The sequence below is a fragment of the Pseudomonas sp. DE0010 genome (assembly GCF_007680745.1).
Lineage (GTDB): Bacteria > Pseudomonadota > Gammaproteobacteria > Pseudomonadales > Pseudomonadaceae > Aquipseudomonas > Aquipseudomonas parafulva_B.
The window spans coordinates 116688-128081 of sequence record NZ_VEJQ01000011.1; the positions used below are offsets into that span (position 1 = coordinate 116688).

9 protein-coding genes are annotated in these 11394 nt (G+C 62.8%); 5 read left to right on the top strand and 4 right to left on the bottom strand.

Features of this window, described 5'->3' with window-relative positions:
* Window positions 1-27 precede the first annotated feature (27 nt).
* Window positions 28-1017 carry a 2-hydroxyacid dehydrogenase gene (locus FS767_RS10860; RefSeq protein WP_144965331.1) on the bottom strand — a complete coding sequence of 330 codons (990 nt, stop codon included), beginning with the start codon at window positions 1015-1017 and terminating at the stop codon, window positions 28-30.
* Between the two features lie 49 nt (window positions 1018-1066).
* Entirely contained in the window at window positions 1067-3823 is a 2757-nt protein-coding gene (locus FS767_RS10865; RefSeq protein ID WP_144965332.1) for a response regulator, read from the bottom strand.
* 258 nt (window positions 3824-4081) lie between these two features.
* Between FS767_RS10865 and cysM the strand changes: the two genes are divergently transcribed.
* From cysM to FS767_RS10890, 5 genes are all read left to right on the top strand, one after another.
* The gene (gene cysM, locus FS767_RS10870) at window positions 4082-4981 is read left to right on the top strand and encodes a cysteine synthase CysM (RefSeq protein WP_144965334.1); all 900 of its coding nucleotides are present in this window, start codon (window positions 4082-4084) and stop codon (window positions 4979-4981) included.
* Window positions 4982-6340 (top strand): 23S rRNA (uracil(1939)-C(5))-methyltransferase RlmD, encoded by a 1359-nt coding sequence (rlmD, locus tag FS767_RS10875; RefSeq protein WP_144965336.1) that lies wholly within the window; start codon window positions 4982-4984, stop codon window positions 6338-6340.
* Window positions 6341-6436: 96 nt separating this feature from the next.
* Entirely contained in the window at window positions 6437-8677 is a 2241-nt protein-coding gene (relA, locus tag FS767_RS10880; protein ID WP_100852090.1) for a GTP diphosphokinase, read from the top strand.
* An 83-nt stretch (window positions 8678-8760) separates the two neighbouring features.
* The gene (gene mazG, locus FS767_RS10885; RefSeq protein ID WP_144965338.1) at window positions 8761-9594 is read left to right on the top strand and encodes a nucleoside triphosphate pyrophosphohydrolase; all 834 of its coding nucleotides are present in this window, start codon (window positions 8761-8763) and stop codon (window positions 9592-9594) included.
* Between the two features lie 26 nt (window positions 9595-9620).
* Window positions 9621-10160, top strand: coding sequence for a DUF2058 domain-containing protein (locus FS767_RS10890; RefSeq protein ID WP_023534063.1), 540 nt, complete (start codon window positions 9621-9623; stop codon window positions 10158-10160).
* A gap of 121 nt (window positions 10161-10281) precedes the next feature.
* Here the strand turns inward: FS767_RS10890 and FS767_RS10895 are convergent, their stop codons facing one another.
* Window positions 10282-10464: a hypothetical protein gene (locus tag FS767_RS10895; protein WP_023534042.1), complete on the bottom strand. Its 183-nt coding sequence runs from the start codon at window positions 10462-10464 to the stop codon at window positions 10282-10284.
* A 216-nt stretch (window positions 10465-10680) separates the two neighbouring features.
* Window positions 10681-11391, bottom strand: a complete 711-nt coding sequence (locus FS767_RS10900) for a DUF3108 domain-containing protein (protein WP_058639491.1) — start codon at window positions 11389-11391, stop codon at window positions 10681-10683.
* Window positions 11392-11394: the final 3 nt, after the last annotated feature.

Genomic DNA, 11394 nt, shown 5'->3' on the forward strand with positions numbered 1-11394 from the left:
CCTCCCTAAATGCCGCGTATCCTAGCATTAACCGGTCACCAGGTTCTGCGCCCTGCCTGCCGCCCAGCAGGCAATGTTCTCAAGCGTCGTCTGGGCAATGGCCTGCAAGGCCTCATGGGTGAGGAAGGCTTGATGGGCCGTGACGATCACATTCGGGAATGTCAGCAGGCGGGCCAGCACATCGTCTTGCAGGGGCAGGTCCGAACGGTCTTCGAAGAACACTTTGGCTTCTTCTTCGTAAACGTCCAGGCCCAGGTAGCCCAGCTGGCCGCTCTTGAGCGCATCGAGCAGTGCCGGCGTATCGACCAGCGCCCCACGCCCTGTGTTGATGAGCATGGCGCCAGGTTGCAGGTGCGCCAGGCTCTGGGCATTGATCAGGTGCCGGGTACCTGGCGTCAACGGGCAGTGCAGGCTGATGATGCGTGCCTGGCTCAGCAACGCTGGCAAACTCATGTAGCGCGCGCCCAAGGCCTCGAGCTGCGGGTCGGGGCAGGGGTCGTAGGCCAGCAGTTGGCAGCCGAAGCCGGCCATGATACGCGCGAACGCCGCGCCGATCTGGCCGGTGCCGACGACCCCGACGGTCTTGCCATGCAAGTCGAAACCGGTCAGCCCGTGCAAGGTGAAATCGCCTTCACGCGTGCGGTTGTAGGCCCGGTGCAAGCGCCGATTGAGCGCCAGTATCAGCGCCACGGCGTGCTCGGCTACGGCTTGGGGCGAATAGGCCGGTACCCGCACCACATCTATTCCCAGCCGCTTGGCCGCAGCCAGGTCGACATGGTTGTACCCGGCTGAGCGCAAGGCCACCAGGCGCGTACCGCCGCGCGCCAGGCATTGCAGCACCGCCGCGTCGAGCTCGTCGTTGATGAACGCGCAGACGACCTCGTAGCCCTGGGCCAGCGGCGCGGTATCGGCCGTAAGACGCGCGGACTGAAAATGCAGTGCCACGCCGCCGCCCACGGCGGCCTGGGTGAAACTCTCCTGGTCATAGTGCTGACTGCTGAACAGCAGGGCGCGCATGGTGGCTCCTTGTGCATAGGCACTGGGTCAGTAGAAAGGGCGGCTGCCCTCAAATACTCAGCCTGGCCTCGGCTGCCAGCCGGCTGATCGCGTTGTCCAGTTCATCGAGCGCCTCCCCAGCCAAGGGGCTGTCCTGCTTGAGCAGGGTCTCGCTGCGTTGGCACGCGGCACGCAGCTGGGGCACGCCGCAATAGCGAGAAGCGCCGTTGAGCCGGTGCACCTGCTCGATGAGCGTACGACGGTCATGCGCTTGACGTGCATCCCGAATAGCGGCGCGGTCATCTTCCAGCGAGGCCAGCAACATGCTCAGCATGTCGGCGGCCAGATCGGCTTTGCCTGCCGCCAGGCGCAGGCCTTCGTCATGGTCGAGCACCTTCAACTCGTCAGGCCCAGTGGGCAGGCTCGCCGGCATCTGCGGCGACAAGCCAAGGCTCAGCCCAGTCCACTTCATCACCACCTGTGCCAGTTGCCGCTCGCTGATCGGCTTGGTCAGGTAGTCGTCCATGCCGCCATGGAGCAAGGCGCGTTTTTCATTGGCCATTGCGTGGGCGGTCAGTGCAACGATTGGCAACGGGTTGCCGCTCTGGGTGTTTTCCCAGCGGCGAATTTGCTCGGTGCAGGCGCGTCCGTCCATGCCGGGCATCTGCACGTCCATCAGTACCAGGTCGAACGGTTCGCTCTGCACGGCCTGTACCGCCGCGTAACCATTGTCGACAGCCGTCACCCGGGCGCCCAGGTCCTCCAGCAGAGTCTGCACCAGCAAGAGGTTGGCCGCGTTGTCATCCACGCACAGCACCTTGGGCTGGCGCTGCTGGCCCACCATGGCGCTGACCTCGCCCTGCAACCGGCGGGGCTGGACCATTTCCAGCAGCAGACGGCGCAGCTTGCGCGTGCACGATGGCTTGGACAGCAGTTGGCCGTGGCCATTGGACAGGTAAGGGTGATAGAGCGCCTGCTCGGTCGTGGGGCACAGCACCACGCACTGGCAATGATGCCGCTCCAGGTGCTGGTAATACTGACCCAGCTGTTCGGGTGCCAGGGAGCCTACGTTGGCGCCCAGCACGGCGAAGTCGAAAGGCTGCCCCGCCTGGCTGGCAGCTTGCACCGCCTGCACCAGTTGCTCGTAGGAGGTAAAGACACAGACGCTCAAACCGCAGTCCTGCAACTGGTGCTCCAGGGCCTGCCGCGCCAGTGCATGACCATCGACGATGGCGGCGCGACGGCCGAGCAAGGGCTGCAGAGGCAGCTCCTCGGCATCGTCGTGCGCCTTGGGCAGGTTGAGGCTGATCCAGAACTGCGAACCCTCGCCAGGGGTGCTATCGACGCCGATCTCGCCGCCCATCTGCTCGATCAGGCGCTTGGAGATCACCAGCCCCAGGCCGGTGCCGCCTGGCTGGCGGGCCAGGGAGTTGTCAGCCTGGCTGAAGGCCTGGAACAGCGTGCGTACATCTTGAGGCGACAGGCCAATGCCGGTGTCCTGGACACTGATGCGCAACTGGGCGCTGTCCTCGTGCTCGTCTTCGAGCATGGCGCGCACGACGATGGTGCCTTCGCGGGTGAACTTGATCGCGTTGCTGACCAGGTTGGTGAGGATCTGCTTGAGGCGCAGCGGGTCACCGATCAGCGAGGAGGGCGTATCGCGGTAGATCAGGCACAGCAGCTCAAGCTGCTTGGCATGGGCGGCCGGTGCCAGGATGGTCAGGGTGTCCTGGATCAGGTCGCGCAGGTTGAAGGGGATGCTGTCGAGCACCAGCTTGCCTGCTTCTATCTTGGAGAAATCGAGGATCTCGTTGATGATCCCGAGCAAATTGTCGGCTGACTTCTCGATGGTGTTCAGGTAGTCCACCTGGCGGGGCATCAGCTCGCTTTTCTGCAGCAGGTGGGTAAAGCCCAGAATGCCGTTGAGCGGCGTGCGGATTTCATGGCTCATGTTGGCCAAAAATTCCGACTTGATGCGGCTGGCTTCCAGGGCTTCCTTGCGGGCCATGTCCAGCTCGATGTTCTGGATTTCGATGGTTTCCAGGTTCTGCCGGACATCCTCGGTGGCCTGGTCGATGCTGTGCTGCAGCTCTTCGTGGGCACTGTGCAGGGTCTCGGCCATGCGGTTGATGCCGCGGGCCAGTTCGTCCAGCTCGTGACTGCCCATGGCCGGCAGGCGCTCCTCGAGGTGGCCATCCTTGAGCTGGTTGACCGCATGCTTGATGCGCTCGATCGGCGTGTTGATCGCACGGCTCATGCGCAGGGCCAGCAGCCCGCTGACCACCAGGCAGGCCAGGATCAGAAGCAGCGTGGTGAACAGGTTGCGGTAGCCGCGCAGCAAGGTGCCGTCATGGGACAGCTCGATTTCCACCCAGCCCAGCAAGCGTTCGGCTTCGGCAGGCACGGCATCGGTGGCCAGGTCACGGTGGTGGCCGAACACCGGCATCAGGTAGCGAGTGGCGTCGTTGCCACTGCGTTGCAGCAACTGGGTACCGCTGCCGCCGCTGGGCGGTTGGTTGAGCATGCTCGGGCCGGCATGGGCCAGCCGACTGCGGTCCGGTGTCAGGAAGGCGACGGCGCGTACGTCGGCCTGTTCGAGGGTTTGCGCGGCAATGCGCTCCAGTTGTGCAGGCGCCTTGCGGGCCATGGCCGGGGCTGCCAGCGGCGCCAGCTGCTCGGCCAGCATCTTGCCCCGTTGCAGCAGTTGCGTGCGCAGGTCGCTCTGTTGCAGCCAGGTGAAGTAGCTGCCCAGCACCACTGCCATCAACCCGGCTGGCAGCAGCGCCAGCAACAGCACGCGGCTGCGAATTCCCAAACGATCGAGCACACTCGCCTCCTGTCAATGTGCCTGGATGCCGCCCTGCAAGGCGGCCAAGCGGGGACGTTACTCCCCCTCGCCAGCCATTGCACGCGTTAAGTCCGTGCGCAGGTGCAGCACCGGCGGTAGCATGTAGCGCCGTGCATGGGCAAGGCATTGCACAGGCTTTATAGCCTGTAGCTATATGCACCACAGATTGCGTGATATGGCGAAGCGGGGTTTGCCGGTATGATGGGCGCCCCCGCCGTCCGGATTGTGAAAGACACCATGACCTTGCAGTATCCAACCATCGCCGATTGCGTCGGCAATACGCCCCTGGTTCGCCTGCAGCGCCTGGCTGGCCAGACCAGCAATACCTTGCTGCTCAAGCTCGAGGGCAACAATCCTGCCGGCTCGGTCAAGGACCGTCCCGCGCTGTCGATGATCGCCCGTGCCGAATCGCGCGGCCAGATCAAGCCTGGCGATACGCTGATCGAAGCCACCTCCGGCAACACCGGCATCGCGTTGGCCATGGCAGCGGCAATCAAGGGTTACAAGATGATCCTGATCATGCCCGACAACTCCACGGCCGAACGCAAGGCGGCGATGGCAGCCTACGGCGCCGAGCTGATCCTGGTGACCAAGGAAGAGGGCATGGAAGGGGCACGCGATCTGGCTCAGCAGCTGGAAGCCGATGGCCGTGGCGTGGTGCTCGACCAATTCGCCAACGGTGACAACCCGATGGCGCACTACACCAGCACCGGCCCGGAAATCTGGCAGCAGACCCAGGGGCGCGTTACCCACTTCATCAGTTCCATGGGCACCACCGGGACCATCATGGGGTGCTCGCAGTACCTCAAGGAGCAGAATCCGGCGGTGCAGATCGTCGGCTTGCAGCCGATGGAAGGCGCGGCCATTCCGGGTATTCGCCGCTGGCCTCAGGAATACCTGCCAAAAATTTTCGACGCAGCCCGGGTCGATCGCATTGTCGACATGTCCCAGGACGAGGCCGAGCAGACCATGCGCAGGCTTGCCCGTGAAGAGGGCATTTTCTGCGGCGTGTCTTCCGGTGGTGCAGTCGCCGCCATGCTGCGCCTGTCCCAGGAAGTGGAAAATGCCACCTTGGTGGCCATCATCTGCGACCGCGGCGACCGTTACCTGTCCACTGGCCTGTTCGATCCGAGCTAAATGTCCAAGAAGAAAACCAACAGCGGCCTGCGCTTTCAGCCAGCCGGTGGCAATCGTAGCCCCCAGGTTCCCGTGGGCAAGAAGCAACGCCTGGTCATCGAGCGCCTGTCAGGGGACGGTCGCGGCATTGCTTTCCATGAAGGGCGCACCTGGTTCGTCACTGGCGCCCTGGCAGGCGAAGAGGTCGAGTCGAGGGTGCTCAATGCCCGTGGCAAAGTCGTCGAAGCGCGGCTTGAACGGGTGCTCCAGGCCAGTCCCGAGCGCCGCGAAGCCCCTTGCAAATACTACGGCCAGTGCGGGGGGTGCAACCTTCAACACCTGCCCCATGAGGCTCAGCTAGCGCTCAAGCAGCGCACCCTGGCCGAGCAACTGCAACGGGTGGCCGGTGTGCAGCCCGAGCAATGGGCCGCGCCCTTGACCGGGGCCGCTTTCGGCTACCGTCGCCGCGCCCGTGTGGCCGTGCGCTGGGACCCCAAGACCCGCCAGTTGGCAGTCGGTTTCAGGGCGCAGGCCAGTCAGGACATCGTTGCCATCGATGATTGCCTGGTGCTGGTACAGCCCTTGCAGTCGATCCTGCGTCACTTGCCCACGGTGCTGCGCTCGTTGGCCAAGCCCCAGGCCCTGGGCCATGTTGAGCTGTTCAGCGGCACGGCCGAGGCGGTGCTGGTGCGTCATGTCGCGCCGTTGCCGGCCGAAGATGTTGCACGCTTGCAGGCGTTCTGCGCCGAGGCCTGCGCGCAGTTGTGGCTGCAGGGTGAAGGCGAGCCGCAGCCGGTGGATGCCACCGGGCCGCTGGGTTTCGACCTGGCGCCCTGGCAACTGCAACTGGCCTGGCGCCCCGGCGACTTCGTGCAGGTCAACGCCCAGGTCAATAACGCCATGATCGAGCAGGCCTTGGCCTGGCTCGCTCCGCAGCCTGAAGAGCGGATACTGGACCTGTTCTGCGGCCTGGGCAATTTTGCCTTGCCGCTGGCACGGCATGCCCGTGAGGTGGTGGCAGTAGAAGGCGTGCAGGCCATGGTCGATCGTGCGGCGGCCAATGCCCGCAGCAACGATGTGCATAACGCGCAGTTTTTTCAGGCCGATTTATCGCAGCCGTTGACGGGCATGGAATGGGCCGCCGAGGGCTTTTCTGCGGTACTCTTGGACCCACCGCGCGACGGTGCATGGGAGGTGGTGCAGGGCATCGCCCGTCTTGGGGCCAAGCGGCTGGTCTATGTATCGTGCAACCCGGCCACGCTGGCGCGAGACGCCCAGGTGCTGGTCGGGCAGGGGTACCGGTTAACAAGGGCCGGGATTCTCGACATGTTTCCTCAAACGGCGCATGTCGAAGCCATGGCGTTATTCGAAGTGGGCTAGCCAGCTGGCCCCTTGGTGCGGCTTCCAGGGAATGGCAGCCGTGCGGTGATTGCCAGTGCACCCGCAGGGTGCGCTGTATGGAAAGGTAAAACAAAGATGGTACAGGTGAGAGTGCACCAGCCGGTCAATACCGACGGCAGTATCAATCTCGAAGCGTGGTTGGACCATGTGGTCAGCGTCGATTCGGCGCTCGACCGCGCAGCGCTCAAAGAGGCCTGCGAGTTTGCCCAGGAAGTCGAGAAGAAGGGCAACCCGGCCAAGCATTCCTGGGCCGATGGTACGTCGAGCTATCAGGCAGGTCTTGAGATTGCCGAGATTCTCGCGGACCTCAAGCTCGACCAGGATTCCCTGGTAGCGGCGGTCATCTACCGCGCTGTGCGAGAAGGCAAGGTCACCCTGGCCGAAGTCAGCCAGCGCTTCGGGCCGGTCGTGTCCAAGCTGATCGATGGCGTGCTGCGCATGGCTGCGATCAGTGCCAGTCTCAGCCCCCGCCAGTCGCTGGTGCTCGGCTCTCAGGCGCAGGTCGAGAACCTGCGCAAGATGCTGGTGGCGATGGTCGACGACGTTCGCGTGGCGTTGATCAAGCTGGCCGAACGTACCTGTGCCATTCGAGCGGTCAAGGCCGCTGATGACGAGAAACGCCTGCGAGTGGCGCGGGAAGTGTTCGACATCTACGCCCCCCTGGCCCACCGCCTGGGTATCGGGCATATCAAGTGGGAACTGGAAGACCTTTCGTTCCGCTACCTTGAGCCCGAACAGTACAAGCAGATCGCCAAGCTGTTGCACGAGCGTCGCCTGGACCGTGAACGCTTTATCAGCGATGTCATGAACCAGTTGCAGAACGAACTGCTGGCCACCGGGGTGAAGGCGGACATCAGTGGCCGCGCCAAACACATCTACTCGATCTGGCGCAAGATGCAGCGCAAGGGCCTGGAATTCAGCCAGATCTACGACGTGCGCGCCGTGCGGGTGCTGGTCCCCGAGATACGCGACTGCTACACCGCCCTGGGTATCGTGCACACCTTGTGGCGTCACATCCCCAAGGAATTCGACGACTACATCGCCAACCCCAAGGAAAACGGCTACCGCTCCCTGCACACGGCGGTAATCGGCCCGGAGGGCAAGGTGCTGGAAGTGCAAATCCGTACCCACGGCATGCACGAGGAAGCGGAGCTTGGCGTCTGCGCCCACTGGCGATACAAGGGCACCGACGTCAAGCCCAGCTCGAACCACTACGAAGAAAAGATTTCCTGGCTGCGCCAGGTGCTGGAGTGGCATGAAGAGCTGGGCGACATCGGGGGCCTGGCCGAGCAACTGCGGGTCGACATCGAGCCCGACCGGGTGTACGTGTTCACCCCGGACGGTCACGCCATCGACCTGCCAAAAGGGGCGACGCCCCTGGACTTCGCCTATCGGGTGCACACCGAGATCGGCCACAACTGCCGGGGCGCCAAGATCAACGGGCGCATCGTGCCGCTCAACTACAGCCTGCAGACCGGCGAGCAGGTCGAAATCATTACCAGCAAGCACGGTAACCCGAGCCGTGACTGGCTGAACTCGAACCTGGGCTATGTCACCACTTCGCGCGCGCGGGCCAAGATCGTGCACTGGTTCAAGCTTCAGGCGCGCGACCAGAACGTTGCCGCCGGCAAGACGCTGCTCGAACGCGAGCTCAGCCGGCTGGGCCTGCCGCAGGTCGACTTCGAGCGCCTGGCCGAGAAGACCAACGTCAAGACGGCCGAGGACATGTTTGCGTCCCTGGGCGCTGGGGACCTGCGCCTGGCGCATCTGGTCAATGCGGCGCAACAGCTGCTGGAGCCTGAGCGCATCGAGCAGATCGAACTGGTGCCGCGCAAGCCCAGCGGGCCGCGTGGGGGCAAGCGTGGCGACATTCAGATCCAGGGCGTAGGCAACCTGCTGACGCAGATGGCCGGTTGCTGCCAGCCGTTACCTGGCGATGCCATCGTCGGCTACATCACCCAGGGTCGCGGTGTGAGCATCCACCGCCAGGATTGCGCCTCGGTGTTGCAGCTGGCCGGCAAAGAGCCGGAGCGCATGATCCAGGTCAGCTGGGGGCCGATTCCGGTACAAACTTACCCGGTCGATATCGTCATCCGTGCCTATGATCGCCCCGGTTTGCTGCGCGATGTGTCGCAGGTGCTGCTCAACGAGAAGATCAACGTGCTGGCGGTCAATACCCGCTCGAACAAGGAAGACAACACGGCGCTGATGTCGCTGACCATCGAGATCCCCGGTTTGGATGCCCTTGGGCGCTTGCTGGGGCGTATCTCGCAGTTGCCGAACATCATCGAGACACGGCGTAATCGTACGCCCTGAATCCCGCGTGCACGATTCGCGGGTATCCCGCCCCCTCAGGGGCCGGTTTGCCCGCCAAGCCCGACCGTCAAGGACTTGCCTGAATGACCTACACCCTCCAGGACCTGCTCCACCTCATGGCCCGCTTGCGCGACCCGCACTACGGCTGCCCTTGGGACCTGAAGCAGGACTATGCCAGCATCGTCCCACACACCCTCGAAGAAGCCTACGAGGTGGCGGACACCATCGAGCGCGGCGATTTCGAGGACTTGCAAGGCGAGCTGGGCGATCTGCTGTTCCAGGTGGTCTACTACAGCCAACTTGCCCGGGAGGAGGGCCGTTTCGCGTTCGACGGCGTGGTGGACGGCATCACCCGCAAGCTCATTCGTCGACACCCCCATGTCTTTCCGACCGGGGACCTGTATGCGCCGCTGGAGACGCCCAGCCTGAGCGATGAGCAGGTCAAGTCACGCTGGGAGGAAATCAAGGCGCAGGAGCGGGCGCAGAAAACTCCTCAGGAACAACTGTCATTGCTCGACGATGTCCCAACGGCATTGCCTGCCTTGTCCCGTGCGGCCAAACTGCAAAAGCGCGCGGCCACCGTCGGGTTCGACTGGCCCGAGGCCTTGCCGGTTGTGGACAAGGTGCGTGAGGAACTCGACGAAGTGTTGCAGGCCATGGCCGACGGGGACAACGATGCGCTGGAAGATGAAGTCGGTGACCTGCTGTTCGCGGTAGTCAACCTGGCGCGTCACTTGAAGCATGACCCTGAAAACGCCTTGCGCCGCGCCAATCGTAAGTTCGAGCGACGTTTTCGCTTTATCGAGCAGGCGTTGCGTGACAGCGGCACTGCCATTGAAGACTGTAACCTTGATGCGCTGGACACCCTTTGGGGTGAAGCCAAGCGTCAGGAAAAGAACCTGCCCAGCTGCGGCTGAGCTGTTGCATAAGTGAGTGAACATTCATGAGCCTTTCCCTTCGCGACCAATTGCTCAAAGCCGGGCTGGTCAACCAGAAACAGGTTTCTCAGGCCAACAAGGCTGAAAAGAAACAGAAGCGCCTGGAGCACAAAGGCCAGGTCGACGTGGACGATACCCAGCAGCGGCTGGCCAAGGAAGCCATGGCCGAAAAGGCCAAGCGTGACCAGGCGCTCAACCGTGAACAGCAGGAAAAAGCCGAGAAGAAGGCACGCGCCGCGCAGATCAAGCAACTGATCGAAGCGACCCGCCTGCCCAAGCTCACGACCGAGGATTACTACAACTTCGTCGACGACAAGAAGGTCAAGCGTATCGCGGTCAATGCCCTGATGCGCAGCAAATTGAGCAATGGTGCGCTGGCGGTAGTGTCCTACGGGGGCGGCTATGAGGTCATTCCCCGCGAGGCGGCCGTCAAGATCCAGGAACGCGACCCGGGCCGGGTATTGCTGCTCAATACCCATGTCGAGGAAGCTGACGACGACGATCCGTATGCGGCGTACAAGATCCCTGACGATCTGATGTGGTAATGCTGCAAGGCCCTGTCTGAACGTCCATCGGGTGGTCAGGGCCGCATCGTGCGACGGTGGGCCGCAAGGCGGCCCCTGGCGCCATGACGGGTTTCACGTCACGGTTTTCTGATGATCGCGGTCACTGCGTGGTGCGCTGCTTTTCCAGGTCTTCCAGCTCGACACGGTATTGTTGCGCTTCGTGTTCGTTGTGGAACATCCCGACCAACTGGCCCTGCTGGTGCACATCCCAGATCCGCACGCCTGCGGCCAGGCCTTCGTGGGACATTTTCGATTCGTCGCGTTCGGTCACTTGAACTGTCATCGTTAAACTCCACTTTTTCTGGTTGGGTGCGACAGTCTGTCGCACGCCTTATTTATAGAGTTTGTTAGCAGCCTAAGTAAATAAAACGGCCATGAAACAAGTTTCATGTAGCCATGGTATGCCTAGGCCCGACTGCTTTATGCCCGCCCAAATAAAAGCCCCGCACGGGGCGGGGCTTGGTGTTGCGTTATGGCTCAACGCCGACAAGCTTGAGTGTCAGTTACCTTTAACCGACTTGCCATCGACCGTGCCGTCCTGCAGGACGATCACGTATTCCTTGCCATCGGTTTCCACTTGGCGCAATTGCACCAGCAAGTAGTCCCAGTTCTTGGCAAACCACAGCTCGGTGATGCGCTTGCTCTGGCTTGGATCACGCACACGTTCGACCTTGACGGCATCCACCTGGCCGGTCTTGGTGGTGACTTTCTCGGTACCCAGTACGCGGAAGTCATAGGTATCGATCTCGTCACCATCGACCACCTGGTAGGTCATGCTCTTCTTGCCAGCGGCGACATCGTGCTGCAGCGCCAGCTGATAGGACGACTTGTCGAGCACCCCACGGTTGAGCGGCAGGGTGATCGCATCGCCACGATCGCTGCCGGTCACTTTCTTGGCAGCCCAGTCGAAGTTCAGGTCGACCTTTTTGGCCTTGCCAAGACCGCCGCGCTCGAAGTGGTAACGCTGCGGCAGCAAGGTGTCGTTATCCAGGCGCAGCGAGCTTTGCTCGGTCAGGCTGGCGATCATCATCGACGCTTTGAAGTTCAGGTCCCAGGTACCATCGGCATTCTTGACCAGGCTACGTTCGGCGGTACCGCTCATGGGCAGTTGCTTCCAGTCGGCGGTGTAGCTGGCCGAGAACGGCTTCAGGTCTGCTGCCTGGAGGGGCAGGGCAAGCACGGCAAGAGCCAAGAGCAGGGCACGACGCATAGT

Bases quoted from the DNA above. Each gene is read 5' to 3' on its own strand.
- FS767_RS10860 (WP_144965331.1), bottom strand. From the start codon at position 1,017: ATGCGCGCCCTGCTGTTCAGCAGTCAGCACTATGACCAGGAGAGTTTC.
- FS767_RS10890 (WP_023534063.1), top strand. From the start codon at position 9,621: ATGAGCCTTTCCCTTCGCGACCAATTGCTCAAAGCCGGGCTGGTCAAC.
- FS767_RS10900 (WP_058639491.1), bottom strand. From the start codon at position 11,391: ATGCGTCGTGCCCTGCTCTTGGCTCTTGCCGTGCTTGCCCTGCCCCTC.
- FS767_RS10895 (WP_023534042.1), bottom strand. From the start codon at position 10,464: ATGACAGTTCAAGTGACCGAACGCGACGAATCGAAAATGTCCCACGAA.
- rlmD (WP_144965336.1), top strand. From the start codon at position 4,982: ATGTCCAAGAAGAAAACCAACAGCGGCCTGCGCTTTCAGCCAGCCGGT.
- cysM (WP_144965334.1), top strand. From the start codon at position 4,082: ATGACCTTGCAGTATCCAACCATCGCCGATTGCGTCGGCAATACGCCC.
- mazG (WP_144965338.1), top strand. From the start codon at position 8,761: ATGACCTACACCCTCCAGGACCTGCTCCACCTCATGGCCCGCTTGCGC.
- relA (WP_100852090.1), top strand. From the start codon at position 6,437: ATGGTACAGGTGAGAGTGCACCAGCCGGTCAATACCGACGGCAGTATC.